A 24,816-nucleotide genomic window follows, 5' to 3' on the forward strand; every position below is an offset into this window, starting at 1 on the left:
GAAATTCTATAGAGAAAAACTAGTCGTTTGCAGGAATGCAATGACTAGTTTTTTTTTATTTTTATACAAAGCGAACTAACCCATGTTAAAGCAACAGCTCCAGTTTAAGCTATCGCAAAAACTATCTCCTCAGCAGATCCAGTTAATGAAGCTGATTCAATTGCCTACCCAGGCCTTTGAACAGCGGATGAAACAGGAATTGGAGGAGAACCCTGCCCTGGAAAGTGGCAAGGAGGAGGTCAACGACCTGGACCGGGACACGCTTGAAGATAGCTACGACAATGACAGCGAACAGATCAATGCTGATGATATCAATGTAGACGAATACCTGAGTGATGATGAAATTCCGGAATACAGGCTGCAAGCCAACAATTACAGCAGTGATGATGAGGAAAAGCAGGTACCTTATGCTGCCGGCACCACCTTTCATCAATACCTTTTAAACCAACTGAACACCTTCCCGCTGGATGACCACCTGTTTGAGATCGCAGAGTTTCTTGTGGGTAGTATTGACGAAAGCGGTTACATCAGGCGAGAACTTCCCGATATTGTAGACGACCTTGCTTTTACACAGAACATTTATACAGAAGAAGCCGAAGTTAAAAAGGTATTACAACTTGTTCAGCAGTTAGACCCTCCGGGGGTTGGCGCTTTACACCTTCAGGAATGCCTGTTGATCCAACTCAAAAGAAAAGACCCTACTCCGGCTATTGAATTGGCCATAGACCTTTTAGAAAGATCTTTTGAGGCCTTTACCAAAAAGCATTATAAAAAACTGTTGCAGCGACACGATATCTCAGAAGATGAGCTGCGTGATGCCATCGGTGAGATCGAAAAGCTGAACCCTAAACCCGGAGGCTCCTATTCCGGGAATAACCGCATCATTGAGCATGTTGTACCCGATTTTACCATTCGTATTGCAGACGGAGAACTCGAATTGAGCCTCAACGGAAGAAATGCTCCGGAACTACATGTGTCAAGAGAGTATAACAATATGCTCAAAGGGTATAAAGATGCTAAGGAAAAATCAAGATCGCAGAAGGATGCCGTTATGTTCATCAAGCAAAAACTGGATGCTGCCAAATGGTTCATAGAGGCAGTACGACAACGGCAGGAAACCCTTTACGTGACCATGAATGCCATTATGCATCATCAAAAGGAATTTTTTCTCACAGGAGACGAGCGTAAGTTAAAACCCATGATTTTGAAGGATATTGCCGATAAGATCAATATGGATGTATCCACCGTATCACGGGTTGCCAACAGCAAGTATGTAGACACTCCCTATGGCACCAAACTGATCAAAGACCTTTTTTCTGAATCTATGAAGAATGAAGAAGGAGAAGATGTCTCTACCCGTGAGATCAAAAAGATCCTGGAAACCCTTATTGAGGAAGAGAATAAAAGAAAGCCTCTGACCGATGATAAACTGGCTGCCCTTTTAAAGGAAAAAGGTTACCCCATTGCCCGGCGCACGATCGCAAAATACCGAGAACAACTCAACATACCTGTAGCCCGTTTAAGAAAAGAAATCTAATGCAATTTTTCTCCAAGCTTATCAGTTTCGTATTTAACCCCCTCTTTATGCCTTTTGGAGGCACCCTGGCGTACTTTCTCGTAACACCCAGATTCAGCCCTCCTGAAAACATAAGAGCCATTCTGGCGGCGGTTTTTATCATTACAGTAGCCATCCCCATTCTTTTCTTTTTCCTGCTCAGAAATGTGGGCTGGATACGATCTTCAGGGATGGAAGAGGTTGCCGAACGACGCATCCCGCTGGCCATTTACATCGTTCTTACCTGGGTAGTATCGGCCAAGATCATTCCCTCGAGCTATTCTACCGAACTATACTTTTTCTTTGTTGGGGTTTTGGGTGCACTGCTTACCTGTCTGTTCCTTGTTTACTTTAAGTACAAGGCCAGTATGCACATGATGGGCATCAGCGGCCTGACAACCTTTCTTATCGGATTGTCATTTCATTTTGAGAAAAATATTGTGGTAGCGCTTTCCTTGCTGGTATTGAGTATCGGAGCTGTGGCCAGTGCCAGGCTCTACCAGCGCGCTCATTCAACCCATGAGATCGTAACAGGACTCTTCGTAGGATTCGTGACCCAATTGATCACTTTCGGACATTGGCTATAAGATATAGAAGATCAAGCCCAGGTTTAGTGAACGAGAAGCTATTTCCTCTCCTTCCCCTGTGAAGACATTATCCTTAAAAAGCGGATTTAATTGATAATAGAGGTAGAAGTTCCAGGTATTATACCCAAAAGAAAGATAGGTGCCATACATCAAGTCGTTCACATCATCATTAGAAAAACTTTCTTTCGTATCTGAAGTAACAAAAGTAGACCTGGCACCCAGGTTGTAGTTCAACTTTACACCACCGTAAATTCTCCAAAACTTATACTTAACAGCAGTTGAGGCCCTCCAGCGAATTTCCAAGGGAATTTCTACAGAGGCAAAAGAAAGAGTGTTACGCCTGTAACTGAGTCCGGGCGCCACCTGGTTGTATACGATAAGACCTGTACTTAATTGGCGTGCCCTCAGGTCATTATTAATGCTCTGATAGGCCATACCAATGCCAAGTCCAAAACCAAATGACCGCCTTTTATTAACCGGGAGGTCCTTTATAAACCCTCCCTGGAAACCATACGACAGCTTACTTTGCCCGGTTTCTCCAGGTTGGTTCGTAAGGGCATTATAAAACATGCCAAGGTAGAACTGATCTTCAAAATAACGGGTGTCATTTATCTCTGCTGCCAGGCTGTCTAATTGAGCATGGGAAGCATAGCTGGCGGTAAGGAACAGCAAACACCAAAGTAACTTCTTCATAGGCACAAGATAGGATAAAAAGAAAAACGCTTCTAACCTAAACAGGCAGAAGCGTCTTTCTAACTAATAAAAGTTTATTTGAAATGGATTATTGCATATTTCTGAACGCATCTCCTGATCTCGTAGTATAGTTGATCTTCAATGCATTTACTTTACGCAATTCCTGTTTGATATCGGAGATAAGTCCCATATTGGTTTCCATATCAACCTTAAGCGCAGTGGTCAGAACATTTTGAAGTTCTTCACGTTTCTTCGCTCTTTCAGCCAGTACATAGGCAGCAACGTCAGATACATCAGCAAACTTATCGTTCAACTGGATCTTAGCCGATGTACCATAGGTGTCCTGATAGCGTTGGCTTGGCTTACCTGCATAGATGTAGATAACCCTATCCTTCTTATCGAGTTTTTGAATTTCTGAAGCATATGGCAATTCATTCTGAACCATTAGCGAACTGTCCTTCATTACTGTAACCGTCATAAAGAAGAATAGAAGCATGAACACGATATCCGGTAAGGATGCAGTTGACACTGCAGGTACCGCTCCATCTTTTTTCTTTTTAAATCTTGACATAGTATTTAATGAATTTTAGTTACTCTTAGGTTCTGCTTCCGACAATTTCTGCGGATACATGGCCTGAATCCTTTCGATCTTTGGCTTCAACTCATCCTTTACCCCGTCAGAGGTTTTAGGATCCAGGTATTCAGCCTCCATAGCGGTAAAAGGACGGTTAAACAAACGCTGAGCTTCACGATTTCGCAACTCGTTATAAGCTGCTACTAATTCGTTCTGCACAGCAATATACGTACTGTACTTCGTCATACGGTCATTTCTCAGAGAGATAACCGCCTTGTTAGGATGATCAGAAGACGAAGGGTCACGATCCCCTCTACAATAATCACATTGTTCTCCTGTTTCTCCTACACCCCCACCATTGTCGAGGAATTTCACTGCGGCAGCTCTAAGATCTTTAAGCTCCATCAGTTCTTCTTCAACCAATAGTTGGTTATTCTTATTCACCTCAACGGTAAATATGTTCTTTTGTTTAATAATTACGTCTGTTTCCGGAGTATCAATGGGCGGCAGCTTTCGATCCAACCCTGAATCAGTCTCAATGGTCGTGGTAACCAGGAAAAAGATCAGGAGAAGGAACGCAATATCGGCCATCGACCCTGCATTTACTTCCGGTGCTCCACCTCTTCTTGCCATATTAGTTGTTTAATATTTTTTTCACTCCAGCAAACACCATGGAAAGTACGGCGATCAGGGCGAGTAAATAAAATGCCCATAGACCTGCACCTACCATTTTTGAGGTTCCTTCATCTACAACGATCCCACGCTGTGCAAGGCTGTCAAGGTTAATGTTGGTCCCTGAAGCCAGTACCGCATAAGCGATAACAAGCACCACTGCGAAAGCTCCCAGTGAGATCAATGCTTTTTTCAATTTATCGGGATGCGTAATCAATTGCCATACTGCGAAAGCGAATGTCACTACAGCAGTAATAATGGTCATGTAGTATCCCAGGTTGATCATTAGATCGACCATACCAGATCCTGCCGGATTCTCGTCACGGGCAATCATTACCCATATAACGAGTCCCACAACTCCTAATATGATCGCTAATATTTTAGCTATTCTATACATATTCTTCTTTTGTTTGGTCCGGTTAAAAAATTACTTTTTGTGATCTACAAGCATATCTACCAAAGTGATAGACGCATCTTCCATCTCATTTACAATACTATCGATCTTAGCGATGATGTAGTTGTAGAAGATTTGAAGAATAATAGCCACAATAAGACCAAATACAGTAGTAAGAAGTGCTACTTTAATATCACCGGCGATAAGAGATGCATCAAGTCCACCAGCGGCACTAATTTTATCGAAGGCCTGGATCATACCGATTACCGTACCCATGAACCCAAGCATTGGAGCAATGGCGATAAACAGCGATAACCATGATACGTTTTTCTCAAGTTGTCCCATTTGAACACCTCCGTAAGCTACAACAGCTTTCTCGGCAGCTTCAACACCTTCATCTACACGGTCAAGACCTTGATAATAGATAGAGGCAACAGGCCCTTTTGTATTTCTACATACTTCTTTAGCAGCTTCTACTCCGCCAGATGCAAGAGCGTCTTCTACTTTTTGGGCAAGTTTCTTCGTGTTGGTAGTTGCCATATTAAGGAAGATAATTCTTTCAATAGCTACTGCTAGACCAAGGATCAAACACAGAAGTACGATCCCCATGAATCCTGCACCCCCCTCGATGAAACGATTCTTAAGCTCTTGGTGGAAGGTTCTGGACTCCTCAGCAGGAGCTTCATCTTGTACTAGAGCTACAGCAGCGTCATCAAGTGCAACTATTTCTGAAATACCTTCAGATACGGCAGGAACCATGTCCTTAGCGTTGGCAGTTGTCGCAGTAAAAGCCAATAATCCGGCAATTGCCAGGATAGAGAATAGTCTTTTCATTTCTTCTAAACTTAAATTTGTTAGTTAATAGGGTTAAAGATAAAAAAAAATTGTTACTAAATATTAAATCTACTGCAGAGAGGAAGGGATTCGAACCCTCGATACGGTTTTGCCGTATACACACTTTCCAGGCGTGCGCCTTCGACCACTCGGCCACCTCTCTATAGGTTATTTAACCGTTTTGGAGCGGCAAATAACGAATTTTTTTTCAGTTGCTAAAATTTAAAGAATTAAAATTAAATCATCTCCCCCCTGAGGGAGGTTTCGAAGATAGTCTTGAAGACCTTGGGCCCCACATCGTTACCCAATAAATACATTAATTTAACCACTGCTGCCTCGGTGGTAATATCTTTTCCGTTGATCACCCCCAATTTTTTCAAATGGGCAGAAGTCTCATAATGCCCCATCATAACACTGCCTCCTGAGCACTGGGTCACATTAACAATATGTACTCCTTCCTTAATGGCCCTGGCCATCAGCTCGGTAAACCATTTTTCTGTCGGAGCATTACCTGCACCATAGGTTTCAATAATTACTGCCTTTACCCCGGAATTGAACAGGATAGGCGCGATGACCGCCTCTGAGATCCCCGGGAATAATTTGATCAGCGCCACACGGTTATCCATTTTTTTATGAACCCTTAGCTTTCTACGACCCGGATTAAGCAGGTTTTGATGGTTCACCTTTAAATGAACCCCGCTCTCTGCCAAAGGCGGAAAATTCAAAGAATTGAATGCCTGGAAATGCTCTGCATTGATCTTGGTGGTGCGGTTACCACGTAAGAGCTTAAATTCAAAGTACAACCCCACCTCTCGTATCACAGAACGGTTATTCTTCTTTAAGGCAGCGATCTCTATGGCCGTGATCAGGTTTTCTTTGGCATCGGTCCTCAAGTCTCCAATTGGCAATTGCGAACCGGTAAAAATAACCGGTTTGGCCAAATTTTCGAGCATGAAGCTAAGGGCTGAGGCAGAATAACTCATGGTATCACTGCCATGTAATACCACAAACCCATCATACTCCTGGTAATTATCTTCTACAAGGGTCGCTATTTTCACCCAATGATCCGGATTCATATTAGAAGAATCAAGTGGCTCCTCAAAGGAGTAAGTATCTATATCGCAATCAAGGTGCGACAACTCCGGGATACGCATCAGCAGCTTATCAAAATCAAAGGCTCTGAGCACCCCGGTTTCGAAGTCTTTGATCATCCCAATGGTTCCGCCTGTATAAATAAGTAGAATACTGCTTTTTTGCTTCATCATGACGATAATTTATTGATCACAGGATTGGCATACATTTTTAAAAAGTTCTCTACTTCCACCGGGTCATCCTCACAAATCCTCCTGGTAATCCTACGCTCAAATTGCCGCTTCTCTTTATCGGTGTATTGCTCTTTAAAACGGTCACTCTTGTTCAGCAGGTCCCATGCAATGTAATTAGAAGGCCAAAGTTTATAGGTTTTCAGTATTTCTGCATCAATCAGTTCGGTAAGGAGCTGAAATTGACGGTTACCCGATTCCCCGCAGGCAGCGATCTGGTCAAGAGCATCGTCAAGAGGGGCTGATGCCGCTATATGAATGCGTTTTTTTTGACCGGTAACACCTTTAAGTATACTATTAAAATCTTCATTACCCGATTTCACATACTCCTGGTCGTAATGCTTAGCCATAAGCTCCGGCATCTTCAATACATCGGTAGGATCAAACTCATAAGAGATAGACACAGGCACTATCTTCAGTTTCTTCATATAGGGTATAAGCTCCTGCTTTTCCCTGGCCATCGCGATCATCTTCAACACTCCTTGCTGGGTGCGATCATCCCCGTCTTTGGTTCTACCTTCACGCTGGGCGATCCAAACCGACCTGTTCTCTTCGATGATCAACCTTCTGATATAATCAGATACCAGGCGCGAACTTTGCAGCATCTCCCGGGCACTCAACCCTCTTCTGATAAGAAAATTCCGGTTTAATTTTGAAAGTGCTAATAAAAAAGACTTTTTAACCAGGTTATCTCCAATAGCCGAAGCCGTCATAATAAGCCCGTGATCGTACAAGGCAACATTGAGCAGGGAAGTGTCTAAAATAATATCCCGGTGATTTGAAATGAAGAGGTAGGAAGTATCAGGATCTAACTGCTCGAAACCCTCGGTGGTAAATCCTTCTGAACTTCGCTCCAATACCTGCTGTATACTGTGATAAACTACCTTAGATTGAAAATCGCGAATGGAGTGGCAATTATCAAGGATAGCATTAATTTCTGAAACCGACTTATCAGGAAAGGTAAACTGTAATAAGGCGCCGATCATAGGATGCCGGGCATACTCTTTCAATGCCGCGTTCACCTCCTCATCGTAATAGGGTCTTATAGTATCTATTGTTGTCAATTGGCTGGTGTTTTCTGGTTCAAAAATAAGAGTTTACAGGCAAACAGCGTTAAACGCCAAAAACAGCTCGCGAATTCTCGGTGGTAATATGCGCCACCTCGTCAAGCGACAGGTCGTAAAGGGCAGCCATTTTGTTAGCAACATTAAGCAGGTAAGCGCTTTCATTCCGCTTTCCCCTGTAGGGTGTAGGTGACAGATAAGGAGAATCGGTCTCCAATACCATATGTTCTATGGGGAAATCTGCAAGAAATTGATCGATCTTCCCATTCTTAAAGGTAACAACACCTCCAATGCCTAACTTCATATTACAGTCTATGGCACGCTGAGCATCTTTTGCCGTTCCCGTAAAACAATGGAATATACCGAACATCCGATCATCCTTTTCTGATTCAAGCACTTCAAACACCTCCTCAAACGCGTCTCTGCAATGAATTATTACAGGAAGTCCCCGTTCTTTTGCCCAATTGATCTGGATTCGAAAGGCCTCCTGTTGTTCTTTGAGAAAAGATTTGTCCCAGTAGAGATCAATCCCCGTTTCACCCACACCATACACCTTATAATCGTTCATCATTTTTTCGGCGGCGGCTAATTCTTCCAAATAATTCTCCTTGACATGGGTAGGATGCAAGCCGGCCATTAAATAAATATGATCCGGGTACTGAGATTGCAGGGCTAACATTGAGGGAATATAAGAAGCATCTATGGCAGGAATAAAGAACCGCTCCACCCCCGCGTCTAATGCTCTTTGCAGCATTTCCGGACGGTCTTCCTCAAAGGCTTCACTGTATAAATGTGTATGTGTATCTGTTAAAATCATGGCGCAAAAATAAGCGTTTAATCATCTATATTTGCGAAAATTAAGTGAAGATCATGACCAGCCTTAAAAAGTTCCTTGAAGACAAAGAATACACCCGCATCAAACTAAAGAGAACTAAAACCAATCACTTTGAGATCCATGCGAGTATTAATGGTGTAGAGGGAAATTTCATCCTGGATACCGGCGCCTCCAGCACCTGTATCGGACTGGACAGTGCCCGTAAATTCAAACTTATCTCTGAAGCCTCTGATATTAAGGCTGCCGGAGCCGGAGCCTCTAATATGGAAACTGAGATCTCTAAGAAGAATGAGCTCCATATCGGAAAATGGACCAGAAAAGGAATTAAAGTTGTGCTATTTGATCTCACCCATGTAAACCAGGCTCTGATCAACCACGATGCAGCCCCCGTGAACGGCATCATCGGAGCCGATATTCTTAAACGCGGAAAGGCGATCATCGATTATGATAAGAAGGCCTTGTTTTTAAAATAAGAGCAGCGCACTTATTTTAAAAACCGTTATACCGTTATGCCGTTATGCGGTTATGCGGTTATGCGGTTATGAAGTTATAAGGCTACAGGAGAAGAAGACCTCCTCCGATTCGGTTTCACCGAATCACCTCCTCGTTCAAGGAGGAGGATTATAACACAACAGAGCTATCTCGATTCTTTTCGAGTAAACACTTACTCCCCTCCCCCTGAGAGGGGATACCCTGCGGCAAGCAGGGAGGGGAGGGCTGCTCATACGGGAGCTTGATATAACACATAAAAAAAAGCCCCCTGAATTCCAGGAGGCTTTTTTCACATAAATATCTTCAATGCTTAAAGCTCAAGAGCTTTTTTCACATCATTATCCATCAATAATTCTTTCGGATTCTCCAGGGCTTCTTTTACGGCTACCAGGAATCCTACAGACTCTTTTCCGTCAATAATACGGTGGTCATATGAAAGTGCTACATACATGATAGGTCTGATCTCTACCTTCCCATCAACGGCTACAGGACGCTCAACGATATTGTGCATTCCGAGGATACCGGATTGTGGTGGGTTGATGATCGGAGTAGATAACATAGAACCGAACACCCCACCATTTGAAATAGTAAAGGTACCTCCGGTCATTTCATCAACCGTGATCTGCCCTTCCCGGGCTCTGATCGCTAATCTCTTGATCTCTTGCTCAACCCCTCTGAAACTAAGGTTTTCAGCATTTCGCATTACCGGCACCATTAAGCCCTTAGGACCGGATACCGCTACAGAGATATCGCAGAAATCATAGCTGATCATCTCTTTACCATCGATCATGGAATTTACAGCAGGATACATTTGCAATGCTCTTACCACGGCCTTGGTAAAGAAGCTCATAAACCCGAGACTCACTCCGTGCTTGGCCTTAAACGCCTCCTTATGCTCATTTCTCAGGGCAAAGATCGGACTCATATCCACCTCGTTAAAGGTGGTCAGCATGGCCGTTTCATTCTTGGCAGCTACCAAACGTTCAGCAACTTTTCTCCTGAGCATTGATAACTTAGAACGGGTTGTACCCCGGTTTCCTCCACCCGGAGTCCCCATGGAAGGCACCGCTTTTACAGCATCCTCCTTGGTAATTCGCCCATCCTTACCGGTACCTTTGATCTCCTTAGGATCAATTTCCTTTTCTGCCAGTATCTTTTTGGCAGCAGGGCTCGCCGTACCACTGGCATATGTTTCTTTAGCCGGTGCCGCTTCGGGAGCAGACTTAACCTCTTCTTTAGCCGGAGTCTCCTCTTTTGCAGGCGCCTCTTTTTTATCGGCAACTCCTGAAGGTTTTTCAGCACTGGTATCAATCAGACAAACTACCTCCCCTACAGCAACAGCATCACCTTCTTCAGCCTTAAGGGTAATGGTCCCGCTGGCTTCTGCAGGCAACTCCAGGGTTGCTTTATCAGAATCTACCTCTGCGATCGCCTGGTCTTTCTCTACATAATCACCATCTTCAACCAACCATTCGGCGATCTCAACTTCGGTAATAGATTCTCCCGGCGAAGGGACTTTCATTTCTAAAATCATCTGTATCCTGTTTTAGTCTTTAAATTCTAATTTTATTCTAGGTGTTGAAAGAAATCTCTTTGCAAAGATATTCCTTCTAATTAATCTCTCATATTATCTTTTGAGGCATCGAACACATATTCGATCACTTGCTGATGACGGATCTTTGACCTGGTGGAACTACCTGCAGCAGGTGCCGAGTAGAACCTTCTGGAAGCCACTCTGAAATCTTTTGCTTCAGGCATATGCAGCAACAAGTAAGACCAAACTCCCATATTTCTGGGTTCTTCCTGGGCCCATACCACCTCATCAGCATTCTTATACTTAGCGATCACCTCTTTGATCTCCTTCTCAGGCAGCGGGAACAATTGCTCTACCCGAACAAAGGCAATATCATCTCTTTTCTTTTCTTCTCTTGCCGCAATCAGGTCGTAATAAAACTTCCCGGTACAAAGCACAACAGACTTCACTTTTTCTGCCTTTACTTCCTGATCATCAATGACCATCTGGAAACTTCCATTGGCCAGTTCATCAGCAGATGAAACCACCTTCGGATGTCTCAACAGACTTTTTGGTGTAAACACAACAAGCGGCTTTCTGAAATCGGCCTTCATTTGTCGCCTCAGTAAATGAAAAAAGTTAGCGGGCGTGGTTACATCGGCCACGTACATATTGTCTCTGGCACAGAGCTGAAGATATCGCTCCATTCTGGCCGAGGAATGCTCAGCACCCTGCCCCTCATATCCATGAGGCAACAACATCACCAAACCATTCTGCATCTTCCATTTATCTTCTGCAGAAGAGATATACTGATCGATCATGATCTGAGCACCGTTACTAAAGTCTCCGAACTGTGCTTCCCAGATTGCCAGTGTTTTAGGATTAGCCATAGCATATCCGTAATCAAATCCAACCACTCCATACTCTGAAAGCAGGGAATTATAGATATCGAATTTTCCGTTCTGATGGTCTCCCAATTCATTGAGTAACACCACTTCTTCTTCAGAATCCTCTACCTTAATAACAGCATGACGGTGAGAGAAAGTTCCCCGCTCTACATCCTGCCCTGAGATACGAACCCCATACCCCTCTTCCAAAAGAGAACCATAGGCCAGTAATTCACCCATAGCCCAATCGAGCTTATCGGTTTCAAAATACATTTTATGACGGTCACCCACCAAGCGCTGTATCTTCTTTATAAATTTCTTGTTTTCCGGAAGGGTGGTTATCGCCTTGGCGATCTCCGTTAATTTTTCCTTAGGGTAAGAAGTATCAATAGGAGCACACATCTGCTCTCTTTTCACCCTGTTAAAGCCACTCCATTCGTCTTCCATGAAGGGTTTGATCACCGTCAGGCTTTCTTTTCTGGAATCTTCCAGTTCTTCCTCCAGGCTGGCTTTGTATTTTTTATCGAGTTCTTTTACATAATCTTCGTTGATAACCCCTTCTGCCATCAGCTTTTTAGCATAAATATCACGTGGATTATCGTGTTTGGAAATGGCTTTGTACAGCTTAGGCTGGGTAAACCTCGGTTCATCTCCTTCATTATGCCCGTACTTTCTGTATCCCAGCAGGTCAATAAAGACATCCCTGCCAAATTTCATGCGGTATTCAAGAGCAAAGGTAGCGGCGTGCACTACTGCTTCTGCATCATCTGCATTAACATGCAATACCGGACTCAGGGTTACTTTACCCACATCGGTACAATAGGTAGAGGTTCTCCCATCGAGGTAGTTGGTGGTAAACCCGATCTGGTTATTCACCACAATATGAATGGTACCTCCGGTACGGTAACCGTCAAGACCTGCCATCTGTACTACTTCATAAACCAGCCCCTGACCGGCAATAGCTGCATCTCCATGTACTACGATAGGCAGCACCTTAGAGAGATCATCGGGAGTATGATGATCCTGCTTGGCACGGGTGATACCCTGAACCACAGCACCCACGGTCTCCAGATGAGACGGGTTAGGCGCAATATTCATATTGATCTTATTCCCTTTGTCTGTATGACGATCACTGGTCCAGCCCAGGTGATACTTTACATCGCCGTCAAAGGATTCGATCTCATAATCTTTTCCGTCAAACTCACTAAAGATATCTTTGGCACTTTTTCCAAAAATATTAGTAAGCACATTTAACCTTCCACGGTGGGCCATCCCCATTACGAATTGCTCCACGCCCATATCTGAGGCTTTTTCAACCACAGTATCCAGGGCAGGGATAAGCGATTCGTTTCCTTCGAGAGAGAATCGTTTCTGCCCTACGTATTTGGTATGCAGAAAAGACTCAAAAGTTACCGCTTCACTGAGTTTTCTCAGGATATGCTTTTTCTCGTCATTCGAGAATTTCGGATGATTCTCATTGACGTGTACCCAATCTTGTATCCATTTAACAATTTCAGGGTGTCTTATATACATATACTCCACCCCGATGGCATCACAGTAAACCGATTCCAGGTGGGCCACAATTTTCGAAAGAGTAGAAGGTCCGATCCCGAGAATGTTCCCTGCATTAAAAACAGTTTCCAGGTCGCTCTTAGCCAGACCAAAGTTCTCTATGGCCAGGGTTGGCGAGTATTGCCTACGTTCACGAACAGGATTCGTCTTGGTAAAGAGGTGTCCTCTTCCGCGATAGGCGTCGATGAGACGCACTACCTGAAACTCCTTGTGGACGTCATGAGAGACCTCGTATTTCTCCCCAAGGGCAGGCACTTCAACCGTAAAGGTTTCTCCATCCTGCATGGAGTGCATCTCCCCGGGGGAAGCATTTTCCATACCGAAATCGAAGCCTTGAAAAAAGGCCCTCCAACTTGGTTCTACACTATCGGGATTTATTAAATATTGATCGTATAACTCCGCAAAAAAAGCGGTGTGAGCCGCATTTAAAAAGGAATATTTATCCATGTTATCTTTTCAGCGCCTTATTTTGGGCAAAATTTACAGACAAAAGTACAATAATTGCGAAAAACAGCATTCAATTTTAATATATTTATAGGACAATCAAAGCAAACATGAGAATACCTTTAAACTTTTTCATAAAACCTTTAGCCCCCCTGCTTTTATGCCTGTTCCTGTACTTACCAACTCACGCTCAGACCTATAGCCCACCCGGATCTCCGGGCTTTGGCGATCGTATTCGCTATGGAGGCAGCATAGGCCTTGGATTTGCCAATAATTTCTTCTCGGCCACCCTTGCACCAAGCGCTATCTACCAGGTGAACCCGTATTTTGCCACAGGGGTCGGATTGAACTTCAGTTATGCCTCAGAAAAAGACTTTTATAAATCAACCATTATCGGAGGAAGTCTCATAGCTTTATTTACTCCCATCAGGGAACTTCAGCTGTCTGCAGAGTTCGAAGAATTAAACGTAAGGAGAAATTTTGAGAACAGTCTTGGCTTTACTGATCGATCTTATTGGTATCCGGCCCTGTTTCTGGGTGCCGGTTTTAACTCGGGGCCGGTCACCTTCGGGGTAAGGTACGATGTGTTGTACGATCGGGATAAAAGTATTTACGGAAATGCCTGGATCCCTTTTGTTCGGGTTTACTTCTAATAGCGGTTTCTATACCACACTTTTTGCCACTCTCTTTTAAGGATCAGAAAGGTTACCTGCTCTGATAGGGCCACGAGGTCTGAACCATCCAGCTGCTTTATTTTATTTTCAGAAACGTCGATAATATAAAGGAGGTTGAGATAGTCTGCGAAGCGTTCGTTCACTAAAATATAAACCAGCTCGTGCAGGTCTCTCTTTAATTTCTGTGGTTTTATATCCAACTCAAAACTAAGCTCTGTATTGGCATAGGCCAGATCCTTGTTGAGCTGAAGTACCAGTTTTTCATAAAGCTCTTCGGCTGATGCCAAAGAAAGAAGTTCCTGTATCGTCTCGACCTGCTGCATACCTTCTCCCATTGTTTTATTTTTTTACGCGTGTTTCATTTTGCTTTACAAAGGCCTCCCAACCCGAATAGCTCTTTTGAGACACTGCCTTGCCACTGTTGTAAAAATGACAAACGGCCACTGCTAACCCATCGGTGGCATCCAGGTTCTTGGGCAGGGTTTTCAGTTCTACCAGGCTCTGCAGCATTTTCGCCACCTGTTCCTTACTGGCACTCCCTTTACCCGTTATGGCCATCTTGATCTTTCTGGGTGAATATTCAGTTACCGGAATGTCGCGGGAGAGTCCGGCCGCCATGGCCACCCCCTGGGCACGGCCTAATTTGAGCATCGACTGCACATTCTTCCCGAAGAAAGGTGCCTCCAGGGCGATCTCATCAGGGTGGTAGGCATCGATAAGGCCTATGGTATGCTCAAAGATCTTTTGAAGCTTTAAATAATGATCACTGTATTTTTTGAGAATAAGTTCATCCAATTGGATCAGGGTCATTTTCTGTCCCACACATTTAATGAGCCCGAATCCCATAATAGTGGTTCCGGGGTCGATCCCTAAAATGATCCGTTCCTGCTTCAATGATGTTGATTTAAGAAGTTTCTGCACGCAAAATACGTAATATAGAAGGCATGCGTATTAAATAATTGTAATTAGTTCACCATTAAGACCACCGGCATGACCACCCTGGTGTTCACGGGAATATCACGCTTCAGAGCCGGATACACCTTGGGCAACCGGCTAACGGTAAGCTCCATAAGTCCGTCGAGAGCAGGCAACAGCTCTTCCGTAAGCTCGCTCTTATCAATAGACACAATAGAGATCTTTCCTGTATTGTCGATGAGCAACTGCACCCTAACCGTATCGATCAGGTTTCTGCGCACCACCAACTGATGATTGCTGAGCGTTTTGTAGAAATGCTTTACGAATTCTTCCCGGAAACAGGTCTTTTGATCTTCTCTTGGGGCTGTCTCATCACAGGCTTCGAACAACGGATATTGGTCTACGTCGTTCCAATCGATGTTTTTGATCTCCTCACGCACGATCTCTTCCGGCGACACTTTTTTGGTATTGATAAAGTCGCAGGAAAACAGCAAGCACATGCAAAGAAACAGGACAGGTATACGCATGAGGATCGTTTATGGCAGAAAAATACGATTTTTTCAAGAAAGAGAAACTGCCCGATATCATTCTTCTAACTCACGCAGGTACCCCTCTATCTTGTCCATGTAAATGTAGGCATACTTTTCCTCGGCATAAAGCTTGCGAAAATTCTCCAGGTATGGCCTTACGCGCGCAGAGTCCTTGTAATACTTTCCTGCCAGTTCACAAACATTAAAATAAATATGCATGCTTTCAGGCGCCTCTTCATGGGCTTGCTTATACAACTCCAGAGCCTTGCCCAACTCCCCCTTTTCACGATGAATACTGGCCAGGGCCACCAGCTCCCGGCTCAGGTCGGGCTTCTTGTCCAGGTATGCTTCATTAAAAAAATACTGCGCAGAGTCCAATTGATTCTTATCCCGGTAGAGTGCACCCAGCTCATAGTAGGCATCGGCATTTCCCGGATCGGCAGCTACAATGAACTTATAGACCCGGACCGCCTTATCTTTTTCCCAGGTTTTTTCATAACATCTGGCCAGTCTCAGGAGCAAAAAGTCTTCGCGGTAATTCAACTCCACCAATTTCTCGAAATAAGGTTTAGCCAGTTCGAACTGATAGTCGTTAAACCAGGCCAGGGCTTTGATGTTGAGTAATTCAGCATGATCAGGAGCAAGTGCCAGGCCTTTCTCGGCATACTGATGGGCCTTTTCAAACTGGCGACGCTTCAAATAGAATTCTCCTAGTTCTATACAACTTTTCAGATGGGTGCTATCCAGTTCAAAAGCTTTTTGGAATTGCAGCTGTGCCAATGAATCTTTCTTAAGCTCACCATAAGTGCGCCCCAGACGATACCGGGGATCAGGATTGAGGCTATCAATTTCGATAAGCTCCCCGTAAACCTCAGCAGATCTTTCGAACTGCCTTGTCCGGAAGAGCAGCCCTCCCAGATCGGCGATCACCTGCGGTTGCTCGGGGTAAGATTCAGACAGGTACTCCAGTTGGGTAATGGCTTTCTGATAATTCCCCAATTCCACATAGGCCTTAGCGATCTGATACCGGGCTTCCAAACTATTTATGCCCGCATAGGCATTGATCGCCCGAGTATAATTTTTCGCCTGGAACAGACTGTCGGCCAACGTTGTATTCTGCTGCTGGGCCGAAGCTTTCGTAAAAAAAAGAATGAACCCAAAGAAGAATAGTAAAACCCTCATGGCAATACCTTAAATTCCCGTACTCCAAAATCGAGATGTTGCACAATGATCACATCGTTTGCGGAGGCAGCTATTTCGAAGTTACCATCAAAATCAGATACCCCGTTACTATTTTTCCCTTTAAGATATATATTGGCTCCTGCTACGCCCCTTCCATCATAGGTGAGTGTCCCTGACACTTTCCCGGTTTCTGATGAATTTGAGAGTTTGATATTCACCAGAGTATTATTCGATTTTGAATCAGCATCCGTTTCTCCACCTTCAGCCCCTCCCAGCTTAAACACAATGGGATAAGCGAAGGTTACCGGCAATGGGTTTCCGTCTTTATCTGCCCCCGGATTAAATTCCGGCAAAGCTTCAATGATTCTTCTTGCTTCCTGATCAAGAAGTTGATGAGGGGCCCTGGTATTCAAAATAGTTACACTTCCATCCGTATTGATCCGAAAATTGATATAAGCCCTTCCCTCTATTCCTTGGTTGAGCGCTTCCTGTGGATACCTGAAGTGTTGTATTACATGGGCATCCAATTTTTCTTTGAAACATTCGAAGGCCAATTGCCCGTTTTCACAAGGGGTTTTAAAACTTGGTTTCACAGGAATTACTGTAAAAGGAACATCTTCACCTCCTGACAAATAATTCTTTGAACCGGAGGCCTCATTAACCGGGGCAGTACCCAATTTAAAAATGATGGGGTAGGCAAAGGTAATGGCCACGGGGGTACCATCGGCCTTTTTCCCGGGGGTCAGTTTTGGCAAGGCTTCGATGATCCTACGGGCCTCGGCATCCAGGAGTTCATGCGGGGCCCTGGATTGAAGTACAGATACACTTCCATCGGTATCGATCTTAAAATTCAGGAACACCCGACCCTGAATGCCTTTTTCCTGTGCTTCTGCCGGATACCGAAACGTATTCCTGACATGGGCATCAAGACTTTCTTTAAAACATGCAAATGCACTCTGTTCTTCCTCACAGGGAACATTAAATGAAGGCTTTTCAGCAATAGTCATAAATGTATAGACATCACCCTTTTGCTTTTTCCTGGAAGCCAAGTACTCCTCATAGCTCATATTACCCAAACGAGACAATTCCTCTTCAAGATCTTTACTTAGCTTATAAGCATCCTTTTTCAATAGGAAAAGTGCTCCTGAACGATAAAAATTCTCTTCAGACATAACCTCTCCATTGGGGGTTTTACTGTGTAATTGTTCTGTCAACTCCGATAAATTTGCCCCTGCATCGAGCATAGCCTTATACTCAACATAATATTTCTTTGCCTTAGGATTAATCTCCGTTCTTGAGAAAAGTACAGGCTGTCGTGGATTCAAAAGGTCTTTTACACTACCATTATAATCTGCATAGTCGGCCTTCAACCATTTTGAGTACGCCTCCTTCCCTTCCCAGGAATAATTACTTTGTTTTCTAGAACTTTCTTCATGCAGAATCCTGATCGCAATAAGCTCATAAAACTCATTTTCCTCTAAAGACTCCTTATGTAATAACACCTTTGCTCTCTGCAACAAGGGATCTTCCAATAATACATCATCAGAAATCCCAGTATCTTTAAATTTGAGATAATACGCTTTTAGCTTCGGGTTTTCAATGAGATCTTCCGTCGCAACCTCCATAGCATTTTTCTGCTCACAAGAGGTGTACACCAGCATCCCCAGCACTAGAGGAAGCATAAGCAAATACTTGAATTTTTTGATCGCTTTCGATCGGGATTGATGTAACATAACGATTCGTTTTTTGATTAATGAATGATTGAAAAATGAATTGATGAATGAAATATTTTGGGTCTGAAAAACCTCTTCCAGCAGGTATTGATAGGTTTCTTTTTTATGGTTGCCGGCCATTTTAGCATCGGCAATGTATTCGTGCAATTCGGTCATCCGGGCCTGGAAAATGTACACCAGGGGATTAAACCAAAAGAGGATGCGAAGGATTTCAAAATACAGGAGATCCCAGGAATGATTTTCCCGAATATGCACCAGCTCGTGTTCGATGATGTGGTCGTGTTTACGCTCCAGCACCTTCTTCCCCAAAAAGATCTGCCGGAAAAAGGAAAAGGCGACCTCGCCTTCCGGCACCTCCACCTGAAGGTATTCTCTGAATCTTCTTACGGTAGCATGCAGCCGAAGCCGGAAGAGCATCCCGAGCTTGTACAGAAAAAGCAACAAGGCTATTGCACTTCCCGAAATAGCCAGCCATTCCCAGGCATTCAGGTTCCATCCGGGATGCTGTGATGCAGCAGCCGTAGCTGCCAGAGTGGCGGGTTCTAAAAACATCACCGGCAATGCCTTGGTCAGGGGTTCCGGAGCTGTTGTTTTCAAAGCTTCTAACTGAATAAAGGGCACCACCATAGAGATCAGTGGGGTTACCAACAGATATAACCGATTCCAGTTAAAAAAGGTCTCCTTCTTTAAGAACAGGTCGTATACCAGCAAAAACAAAAGCTGGCAGCTTAGCATGATGATCAGGTAACGTATCATAGCTCCTTATTTTTTTCGATCTCCTTCATGATCTCCTCCATTTCTTTCAGACTCAGGTCATTTTTCTTCACGAAAAAGGAGACCATACTTTTAAACGAGCCCTGAAAGTATTTATCCACTACCGAATTGATCGATTGATTACTGTATTCTTCTTTAGCTACTATTGGAAAGTAGAGATAGCCTTTCCCCTTCTGCTCGTGATCTACAAAGCCTTTGCTTTCCAGGATACGCACTATGGTCGATACTGTATTGTAGGCCGGCTTGGGCTCCGGCAATTCTTTGATCACCGCTTTGACATTGGCCTTTTTTAGTTTCCAGAGGATCTGCATCACCTCTTCTTCTGCCTTGGTTAACTGTTTCATAGTTCCTGCTTAATATTGATCAATAACTTTTTTATGCCTCGTATGCTAAGTTGCTCTTTATGAAAATCAAATATAACTAAATATTTAGTTTAAACTAATCTTTTAGTTAAAAAATGTAACAAAGAATGATTAATTTCGTCCTGTAACAAACCTCTCTATGGATATTTTTCTGCTGATCACAGGCCTGCTGCTGGTCATTATCGGGATCTTCGGGAGCTTTCTTCCCGCTCTTCCGGGTCCGCCCCTGAGCTGGGTCGGACTCTTATTGCTCTATCTCACCAGGAGCATCCCTATGGACTGGTGGATGCTGGGCATCACCCTGTTCTTTGCCATAGGGGTCGTAGTGTTAGATTACTTTATCCCCATTGCAGGCACCAAACGTTACGGGGGTACCAAAGCCGGGATTTGGGGTACCACCATCGGGTTGATCGTGGCGCTGATCTTTCCTGTATTAGGATTGTTCGGGATCATCATCTGGCCCTTTATTGGCGCCCTGGTGGGCGAGCTACTCAACAAGGCCGGACATAAGCAAGCCTTCAAGGCCGCCTTTGGATCTTTTATAGGATTTATTACCGGAACCTTTTTAAAGTTTGTGATCGCCGTGGTCTTTTTAGGGATCTTTCTCTGGAAGGTGTGGGTTTACAGGGGGGAGATATTCGCTTTTGGAGGGTGATGAGTTACAGGGTACGAGGTACGGGTTCATTATTGTTTAAGGGCTAACAACCCCTTCCGTCAGCGCCTTCGGCACTGCCACCTTCCCCTAACCAGGGGAAGGAGCCTCCCTAAGTATTAATATTTACGGAAATTTTATTTTATCTCTTCTATAACCCATAACGTATAATCAAAAACAAACTTGTTCTCGTATCTAAGAACCGTCATACCTAAACTTTTAAAATATGTGGTTCTTTCCTCATCATAATCTGCAACATCATCATTTTCAAAATGATTCTGTCCATCCAATTCAATGATTAAATATTCCGATGGACAATAAAAATCAACCACATACTTTCCTATTCCATGCTGTCTTCGAAATTTTCTTCCTTCGAGTTTTTTTTCTTTTGAGAAACCCCCATAAGTAAGTTTCCGCTGGAGTCATTCGACTTCTTAAATACTTCCTGAAATCTTTGGAACGATCAGGATTATGAACCTTCTTATTTTCCATTTTTTTGTTCTATTAATTATCAACTTTAAAGGCTCCTCGCCCTGGTTAGGGCGGGGTGGATCGAGACCTAGTCTCGAGACGGGGTGGGTGGAAATAAGTCTAGTTAAAACAACCCCTTCCGTCTACGCCTAAGTGTTTCATCCCATGCGCCATCCGGCCCCTTCATAAAGACGATTCGAACCCAAACTCAAAATCGCCCATGCTGTCAGGAGATTGCCACGTCTCGCTTTGGCGGGACTCGCAAAGACGATCATTTATGATTAATCCCTCGTGAAGACGAAGGACTGTCTTTGCTCTTTCATCTTGATTCTTTCATCTATTTATACCTCGGGTCTTCCACATAATCTTCCTTTCGCAATTTGATGACTTCAATACTGAGAAACCCGAATTCGCTGACCACCTTGCCGTAGAGGCGGTAGATGCCCTTCCCCCGGAAATAATATTTGGCAGCCACCTGCGGAAAGAGGGTACAGTCAAACACCTCCCCGGCCTGATCGATAAAGGTAGCGAAGTTCATCTCCTTGCCGTGCTGGGTCCTGGTGCGTTTTACCGTAATCAGGTAACCGTAGATATCAATATTCCTGTCTAGAAATTCTTCGAGGTGGGCGGCCCCGTGGTCATTCAGCGGAGCTTCTTTGAGCAGTTCGAACGGACTGCAAAGGCAGAACCCCAACAGCTCGATCTGGTCAAAGGCCGCTTCCAGATCGGTAGTGGTGAGCACCGGGATGTCGAAATTTCGGTGGGGCGGACGAAAAAGGCGCTGCTGGAGTTCGGGCTTCTTACTGACCCCCAGTTTAAAGTGGGCATGCCATAAGAGCTCGTACTTATCGACCCCGGTAAACCTAAAGGCATTGATACGAATCAGGATAGAGAGCTGCTCGATACCTATAGATACCCGGTCTACAAAATCATCAAGAGAGGTATACTCGCCATCACTTTCGCGTTCCCGAACGATCCTTACGGCCGTACGTTCTTCCAGTTCCTGCAGGGCCAGCAGTCCCAGGTAAATATCCTTGCCGCGTATCACATGCTGGGGCAAACTGCGATTCACACAGGGAGCATGGATCATCCCGCCGAGCATCCGGGCTTCGTGTACATAGATCTCCGTACGGTAAAAACCACCCCCGTTATTAAGCACCGCCACCATATACTCCAGAGGAAAATAGGCCCTCAAAAAAAGGCTCTGGTAACTCTCCACCGCATAAGAGGCCGAGTGGCCCTTGGCAAAGGCATAGCCGGCAAAACTGGCCACCTGGTGCCACACCTCCTGTATCAGTTTTTCATCATACCCTTTCTCCCGGCAGTTGCTTACAAACTTATCTTCCACCCGCTTAAACTCCTCCCGGGATCGGTATTTTCCGCTCATCCCCCGTCGCAGCACATCGGCTTCCCCCAGGGTGAGTCCGGCAAAATGGTGGGCCACCTTGATCACATCTTCCTGGTAAACCATGACCCCATAGGTATCGGGCATGATCGACTGCATGACAGGATGAGCCTCCTTACGGCGTTCCGGATTGCGGTGGCGCAGAATATACTCCCGCATCATCCCGCTTTTAGACACCCCGGGGCGGATGATGGAACTGGCCGCCACCAGGCTCAAATAATTATCCACTTCCAGTTTTTTTAGCAGCATTCTCATGGCGGGTGATTCCACATAAAAACACCCCATACACTGGGCCCGGCTTACCATGGTATTGATCTTGCTATCCTGCTTGAGCTTCCGGATATCGTGAATATCAAAAAGAGGGGCATCGGGGCGGTTGTCTTCAATAATGGCAATGGCCTCCTTGATCTTGGCGAGTCCGCGCTGGCCGAGGATATCAAATTTATACAAGCCCACATCCTCCGCGATATGCATGTCGAACTGCACGGTCGGAAATCCCTTAGGCGGCATATTGGTGGCCGAGAAATAATGCAGGGGTTTTTCACTGATCAGGATGCCGCTGGAATGGATGCTTACATAATTGGGCATGCCGTGGATGAGCTTCCCGTATTTCATCACCAGTTGGGCGGTCTGATCGAGATCTTTCATCACCAGACGCTCTTCACACAGGCGGTCGATCTCTTCTTTTGGCAGTCCGAACACCTTACCCAACTCTCGCACTACCCCCCGGTACTGAAAGGTAACGTAGGCACCCAAAAGCGATACATTCGGGAAACGCTCAAAGATATAGCGGGTCACATCCTGGCGGTCGCGCCAGGAGAAGTCGATATCAAAATCGGGCGGACTCGTACGGTAGAGGTTGATGAAGCGCTCAAAATAGAGGTCGAGCTCCATTGGATCCACATCGGTAATACCCAGCAGGTAGGCCACCACGCTGTTAGCCCCACTACCCCGCCCCACATGAAAATATCCCCGGCTTTTGGCATAACTCACAATATCCCAGTTAATGAGGAAATAGGAAACGAAGTTCATCTGACGGATCACCGTAAGTTCCTTCTCGATACGCTCCCTGATCTCCGGCCCGGCCTCAGGGTATCGGTAGGGCAAACCCTTTTCTGTGAGTTCCTGTAACATTTTCCAGTCATCCTCTTCGCTGTCTGTATAAGTGCGCTGATTCTGCATAGGCTTGGTATCAGAAAAGTCAAAATCGATACTGCAGGCCTCCATCAGCCTGCGGGTGTTTTCGAGGATGAAGGTGTACTCCCTGAAGGCCATGGCCAGGTTAGAAACCGGGTACATGCGTTCGTCTTCTGAGGCCTCTTCACTTTTGGGAAGCTTGCTCAGAAGGATGTTATTCCCGATGGCACGAAGCAGTCGGTGGGCATTAAAATCCCTTTTGTTCCTGAAGGTCACCGGTTGCTGCACCACCAGCTTATCGCGATAGTTTTTGATATAGCAGGAAAAGGGAAGCTTGCGCAGGTCGGCCACCGAGATCCCGATAAACTCCCTGTCATTGAATTGGGTCATCTCCTCCTCCAGCACTTTTTCAAAGGGATAGATCACAAAGGCATCTCTGAATTCGGGAGCCTTTTTACCGAAGGACACCTCCCTGTGCAGGTGGTCTGAGAGAAAATTATTGAGCTCATAATAGCCCTGATTATTGGCTGCCAGGGCTACAAACTCCTGTTTGACCCCGTTCCGGAAATCGATGCCCAGTATGGGACGTATATCGTATTCCGGGGCTTTGCGCACAAAATTGAGGCAGGCCGAGGTGTTGTTGATATCGGTCAGGGCAATGCAGCCCGCCTCCATCTCCCGGGCCAGGGCCAGGAGGTCGGTCTCGGAGAAAGTTCCGAAACGCAGGCTGTAATAGGTGTGGCAATTTAAATACACGGTTATGCAGTTATACAGTTATGCGGTTACGAGGTACGGGGTACGGGTTAAGCCTGTCTGCCAAGCATGCCAGGTAGATAGGCAGGGGGTTATGGGTAGTCCATAGTTGAAATAACAAAAATGGGCTCCCCGCCCTGGACAGGGAGGGGTGTCTCAGGATAGAATCCTGAGACGGGGTGGGTTGAACATACATGTGGCAACCATCCACCCCTTCCGTCATCGCCTTCGACACTGCATCCCATGCGCCATCTGGCTCCTTCGCTAAAATGGTTCACTAAACCATTTCTTCACGCTCGGCCCTCCCTGTCTAGGGGAAGGAGCCCCCTTTTATTATTAATCTTTATTAAAATTTTCTTTTATCTCTTCCAACACCCAGGTTGGATAATCAAACACAAACTTGTTCTCGTACCGAAGAACCCGTATTCCAAGCCTTTCAAAATAAGCGGCTCTTTTTTCATCATAGCTTGTCACTTGATCATCTCCAAAATGAACCTCCCCATCTAGTTCAACTATCAAACGCTCTGACGGACAATAGAAATCAACCACATATTTCCCTATTCCATGCTGCCTTCGAAACTTCCGTCCTTCCAGCTTTTTACTTTTAAGAAAACCCCATAAATATGTCTCCGCAGGAGTCATCCGTCTCCTTAAAAACCTCCTGAAGTCTCTGGAGGGATTATGATTATGCAACCTTCTGTTTTTCACACCTATTATTTTCATTGATTATTTAACCTTAAAGGGCTCCCCGCCCTGTCCAGGGCAGGGTGGGTTGAACACACATGCGACA

24 protein-coding genes and 1 tRNA gene are annotated in these 24,816 nt (G+C 44.9%); 5 read left to right on the forward strand and 20 right to left on the reverse strand.

The genetic code is table 11. The features are described 5' to 3' along the window. The first annotated feature begins 82 nt into the window (after positions 1 to 82). The gene (gene rpoN, locus E7Z59_RS01480; protein WP_136334519.1) at positions 83 to 1,537 is read left to right on the forward strand and encodes an RNA polymerase factor sigma-54; all 1,455 of its coding nucleotides are present in this window, start codon (positions 83 to 85) and stop codon (positions 1,535 to 1,537) included. Beyond that, positions 1,537 to 2,142: a hypothetical protein gene (locus tag E7Z59_RS01485; RefSeq protein WP_136334520.1), complete on the forward strand. Its 606-nt coding sequence runs from the start codon at positions 1,537 to 1,539 to the stop codon at positions 2,140 to 2,142. Before rpoN ends, E7Z59_RS01485 begins: the two co-directional genes overlap by 1 nt. Here the strand turns inward: E7Z59_RS01485 and E7Z59_RS01490 are convergent. From E7Z59_RS01490 to E7Z59_RS01530, 9 genes are all read right to left on the reverse strand, one after another. Beyond that, positions 2,137 to 2,835: a porin family protein gene (locus tag E7Z59_RS01490; RefSeq protein WP_136334521.1), complete on the reverse strand. Its 699-nt coding sequence runs from the start codon at positions 2,833 to 2,835 to the stop codon at positions 2,137 to 2,139. The genes E7Z59_RS01485 and E7Z59_RS01490 overlap by 6 nt on opposite strands. A gap of 88 nt (positions 2,836 to 2,923) precedes the next feature. Then, complete coding sequence (locus tag E7Z59_RS01495; protein WP_136334522.1) at positions 2,924 to 3,406, reverse strand: ExbD/TolR family protein; 483 nt, start codon at positions 3,404 to 3,406, stop codon at positions 2,924 to 2,926. Between the two features lie 15 nt (positions 3,407 to 3,421). Continuing rightward, positions 3,422 to 4,042, reverse strand: a complete 621-nt coding sequence (locus E7Z59_RS01500) for an ExbD/TolR family protein (protein WP_136334523.1) — start codon at positions 4,040 to 4,042, stop codon at positions 3,422 to 3,424. Position 4,043: 1 nt separating this feature from the next. Further along, entirely contained in the window at positions 4,044 to 4,478 is a 435-nt protein-coding gene (locus tag E7Z59_RS01505) for a hypothetical protein (RefSeq protein ID WP_136334524.1), read from the reverse strand. Positions 4,479 to 4,508: 30 nt separating this feature from the next. Beyond that, on the reverse strand, positions 4,509 to 5,309 hold the full coding sequence (locus tag E7Z59_RS01510) for a MotA/TolQ/ExbB proton channel family protein (RefSeq protein ID WP_136334525.1): 801 nt from the start codon (positions 5,307 to 5,309) through the stop codon (positions 4,509 to 4,511). Positions 5,310 to 5,384: 75 nt separating this feature from the next. Further along, positions 5,385 to 5,472, reverse strand: a tRNA-Ser gene (locus E7Z59_RS01515). A 73-nt stretch (positions 5,473 to 5,545) separates the two neighbouring features. Then, positions 5,546 to 6,571 carry an asparaginase gene (locus E7Z59_RS01520; protein ID WP_136335482.1) on the reverse strand — a complete coding sequence of 342 codons (1,026 nt, stop codon included), beginning with the start codon at positions 6,569 to 6,571 and terminating at the stop codon, positions 5,546 to 5,548. Beyond that, positions 6,571 to 7,695 (reverse strand): 1-acyl-sn-glycerol-3-phosphate acyltransferase, encoded by a 1,125-nt coding sequence (locus tag E7Z59_RS01525; RefSeq protein WP_136334526.1) that lies wholly within the window; start codon positions 7,693 to 7,695, stop codon positions 6,571 to 6,573. The genes E7Z59_RS01520 and E7Z59_RS01525 overlap by 1 nt, the downstream gene beginning before the upstream one ends. Positions 7,696 to 7,744: 49 nt before the next feature. Further along, entirely contained in the window at positions 7,745 to 8,512 is a 768-nt protein-coding gene (locus tag E7Z59_RS01530) for a TatD family hydrolase (protein WP_136334527.1), read from the reverse strand. Between the two features lie 53 nt (positions 8,513 to 8,565). On the opposite strand from E7Z59_RS01530, the gene E7Z59_RS01535 reads away from it, so the two are divergent. Next, positions 8,566 to 9,003, forward strand: a complete 438-nt coding sequence (locus tag E7Z59_RS01535; protein WP_136334528.1) for a retropepsin-like aspartic protease family protein — start codon at positions 8,566 to 8,568, stop codon at positions 9,001 to 9,003. A gap of 329 nt (positions 9,004 to 9,332) precedes the next feature. Here the strand turns inward: E7Z59_RS01535 and odhB are convergent, their stop codons facing one another. Then, positions 9,333 to 10,556 carry a 2-oxoglutarate dehydrogenase complex dihydrolipoyllysine-residue succinyltransferase gene (gene odhB, locus E7Z59_RS01540; protein WP_136334529.1) on the reverse strand — a complete coding sequence of 408 codons (1,224 nt, stop codon included), beginning with the start codon at positions 10,554 to 10,556 and terminating at the stop codon, positions 9,333 to 9,335. An 80-nt stretch (positions 10,557 to 10,636) separates the two neighbouring features. Further along, a complete protein-coding gene (locus E7Z59_RS01545) occupies positions 10,637 to 13,441 on the reverse strand; it encodes a 2-oxoglutarate dehydrogenase E1 component (RefSeq protein ID WP_136334530.1) in 2,805 nt (934 codons plus the stop codon). 107 nt (positions 13,442 to 13,548) lie between these two features. On the opposite strand from E7Z59_RS01545, the gene E7Z59_RS01550 reads away from it, so the two are divergent. After that, positions 13,549 to 14,091 (forward strand): alpha-ketoglutarate decarboxylase, encoded by a 543-nt coding sequence (locus tag E7Z59_RS01550; protein ID WP_136334531.1) that lies wholly within the window; start codon positions 13,549 to 13,551, stop codon positions 14,089 to 14,091. On the opposite strand, the gene E7Z59_RS01555 is transcribed toward E7Z59_RS01550, so the two are convergent. The 6 genes from E7Z59_RS01555 to E7Z59_RS01580 all read right to left on the reverse strand — a co-directional run bounded on the left by E7Z59_RS01555 (position 14,088) and on the right by E7Z59_RS01580 (position 19,590). Beyond that, the gene (locus tag E7Z59_RS01555; protein WP_242015631.1) at positions 14,088 to 14,447 is read right to left on the reverse strand and encodes a hypothetical protein; all 360 of its coding nucleotides are present in this window, start codon (positions 14,445 to 14,447) and stop codon (positions 14,088 to 14,090) included. The two genes, E7Z59_RS01550 and E7Z59_RS01555, sit on opposite strands and share 4 nt — an antisense overlap. A gap of 4 nt (positions 14,448 to 14,451) precedes the next feature. Continuing rightward, on the reverse strand, positions 14,452 to 15,006 hold the full coding sequence (ruvC, locus tag E7Z59_RS01560; protein ID WP_136334532.1) for a crossover junction endodeoxyribonuclease RuvC: 555 nt from the start codon (positions 15,004 to 15,006) through the stop codon (positions 14,452 to 14,454). 71 nt (positions 15,007 to 15,077) lie between these two features. Beyond that, complete coding sequence (locus E7Z59_RS01565) at positions 15,078 to 15,554, reverse strand: hypothetical protein (RefSeq protein ID WP_136334533.1); 477 nt, start codon at positions 15,552 to 15,554, stop codon at positions 15,078 to 15,080. A 57-nt stretch (positions 15,555 to 15,611) separates the two neighbouring features. Next, complete coding sequence (locus E7Z59_RS01570) at positions 15,612 to 16,739, reverse strand: tetratricopeptide repeat protein (protein WP_136334534.1); 1,128 nt, start codon at positions 16,737 to 16,739, stop codon at positions 15,612 to 15,614. Continuing rightward, the gene (locus tag E7Z59_RS01575; RefSeq protein WP_136334535.1) at positions 16,736 to 19,228 is read right to left on the reverse strand and encodes a M56 family metallopeptidase; all 2,493 of its coding nucleotides are present in this window, start codon (positions 19,226 to 19,228) and stop codon (positions 16,736 to 16,738) included. The genes E7Z59_RS01570 and E7Z59_RS01575 overlap by 4 nt, the downstream gene beginning before the upstream one ends. Beyond that, positions 19,225 to 19,590, reverse strand: coding sequence for a BlaI/MecI/CopY family transcriptional regulator (locus E7Z59_RS01580; protein WP_136334536.1), 366 nt, complete (start codon positions 19,588 to 19,590; stop codon positions 19,225 to 19,227). The genes E7Z59_RS01575 and E7Z59_RS01580 overlap by 4 nt, the downstream gene beginning before the upstream one ends. A gap of 157 nt (positions 19,591 to 19,747) precedes the next feature. Between E7Z59_RS01580 and E7Z59_RS01585 the strand changes: the two genes are divergently transcribed. Continuing rightward, positions 19,748 to 20,263, forward strand: a complete 516-nt coding sequence (locus tag E7Z59_RS01585; RefSeq protein ID WP_136334537.1) for a DUF456 domain-containing protein — start codon at positions 19,748 to 19,750, stop codon at positions 20,261 to 20,263. A gap of 134 nt (positions 20,264 to 20,397) precedes the next feature. On the opposite strand, the gene E7Z59_RS15390 is transcribed toward E7Z59_RS01585, so the two are convergent. The 3 genes from E7Z59_RS15390 to E7Z59_RS01600 all read right to left on the reverse strand — a co-directional run bounded on the left by E7Z59_RS15390 (position 20,398) and on the right by E7Z59_RS01600 (position 24,749). Then, positions 20,398 to 20,592 (reverse strand): endonuclease domain-containing protein, encoded by a 195-nt coding sequence (locus tag E7Z59_RS15390; protein WP_242015632.1) that lies wholly within the window; start codon positions 20,590 to 20,592, stop codon positions 20,398 to 20,400. A 476-nt stretch (positions 20,593 to 21,068) separates the two neighbouring features. Beyond that, the gene (locus tag E7Z59_RS01595; protein WP_136334538.1) at positions 21,069 to 24,029 is read right to left on the reverse strand and encodes a DNA polymerase III subunit alpha; all 2,961 of its coding nucleotides are present in this window, start codon (positions 24,027 to 24,029) and stop codon (positions 21,069 to 21,071) included. A gap of 333 nt (positions 24,030 to 24,362) precedes the next feature. Then, positions 24,363 to 24,749 carry an endonuclease domain-containing protein gene (locus E7Z59_RS01600; protein ID WP_136334539.1) on the reverse strand — a complete coding sequence of 129 codons (387 nt, stop codon included), beginning with the start codon at positions 24,747 to 24,749 and terminating at the stop codon, positions 24,363 to 24,365. Positions 24,750 to 24,816 lie beyond the last annotated feature (67 nt).

The sequence above is a fragment of the Robertkochia marina genome, assembly GCF_004799345.1.
In the GTDB taxonomy this organism is placed as follows: domain Bacteria; phylum Bacteroidota; class Bacteroidia; order Flavobacteriales; family Flavobacteriaceae; genus Robertkochia; species Robertkochia marina.

Bases quoted from the DNA above. Each gene is read 5' to 3' on its own strand.
- E7Z59_RS01530 (WP_136334527.1), bottom strand. From the start codon at position 8,512: ATGATTTTAACAGATACACATACACATTTATACAGTGAAGCCTTTGAG.
- E7Z59_RS01505 (WP_136334524.1), bottom strand. From the start codon at position 4,478: ATGTATAGAATAGCTAAAATATTAGCGATCATATTAGGAGTTGTGGGA.
- E7Z59_RS01550 (WP_136334531.1), top strand. From the start codon at position 13,549: ATGAGAATACCTTTAAACTTTTTCATAAAACCTTTAGCCCCCCTGCTT.
- E7Z59_RS01495 (WP_136334522.1), bottom strand. From the start codon at position 3,406: ATGTCAAGATTTAAAAAGAAAAAAGATGGAGCGGTACCTGCAGTGTCA.
- E7Z59_RS01535 (WP_136334528.1), top strand. From the start codon at position 8,566: ATGACCAGCCTTAAAAAGTTCCTTGAAGACAAAGAATACACCCGCATC.
- E7Z59_RS01580 (WP_136334536.1), bottom strand. From the start codon at position 19,590: ATGAAACAGTTAACCAAGGCAGAAGAAGAGGTGATGCAGATCCTCTGG.
- E7Z59_RS01570 (WP_136334534.1), bottom strand. From the start codon at position 16,739: ATGAGGGTTTTACTATTCTTCTTTGGGTTCATTCTTTTTTTTACGAAA.
- E7Z59_RS01600 (WP_136334539.1), bottom strand. From the start codon at position 24,749: ATGAAAATAATAGGTGTGAAAAACAGAAGGTTGCATAATCATAATCCC.
- E7Z59_RS01545 (WP_136334530.1), bottom strand. From the start codon at position 13,441: ATGGATAAATATTCCTTTTTAAATGCGGCTCACACCGCTTTTTTTGCG.
- E7Z59_RS01565 (WP_136334533.1), bottom strand. From the start codon at position 15,554: ATGCGTATACCTGTCCTGTTTCTTTGCATGTGCTTGCTGTTTTCCTGC.
- E7Z59_RS01520 (WP_136335482.1), bottom strand. From the start codon at position 6,571: ATGAAGCAAAAAAGCAGTATTCTACTTATTTATACAGGCGGAACCATT.
- E7Z59_RS01485 (WP_136334520.1), top strand. From the start codon at position 1,537: ATGCAATTTTTCTCCAAGCTTATCAGTTTCGTATTTAACCCCCTCTTT.
- E7Z59_RS01510 (WP_136334525.1), bottom strand. From the start codon at position 5,309: ATGAAAAGACTATTCTCTATCCTGGCAATTGCCGGATTATTGGCTTTT.
- E7Z59_RS01490 (WP_136334521.1), bottom strand. From the start codon at position 2,835: ATGAAGAAGTTACTTTGGTGTTTGCTGTTCCTTACCGCCAGCTATGCT.
- odhB (WP_136334529.1), bottom strand. From the start codon at position 10,556: ATGATTTTAGAAATGAAAGTCCCTTCGCCGGGAGAATCTATTACCGAA.
- E7Z59_RS01585 (WP_136334537.1), top strand. From the start codon at position 19,748: ATGGATATTTTTCTGCTGATCACAGGCCTGCTGCTGGTCATTATCGGG.
- rpoN (WP_136334519.1), top strand. From the start codon at position 83: ATGTTAAAGCAACAGCTCCAGTTTAAGCTATCGCAAAAACTATCTCCT.
- E7Z59_RS01575 (WP_136334535.1), bottom strand. From the start codon at position 19,228: ATGATACGTTACCTGATCATCATGCTAAGCTGCCAGCTTTTGTTTTTG.
- E7Z59_RS01500 (WP_136334523.1), bottom strand. From the start codon at position 4,042: ATGGCAAGAAGAGGTGGAGCACCGGAAGTAAATGCAGGGTCGATGGCC.
- E7Z59_RS01555 (WP_242015631.1), bottom strand. From the start codon at position 14,447: ATGGGAGAAGGTATGCAGCAGGTCGAGACGATACAGGAACTTCTTTCT.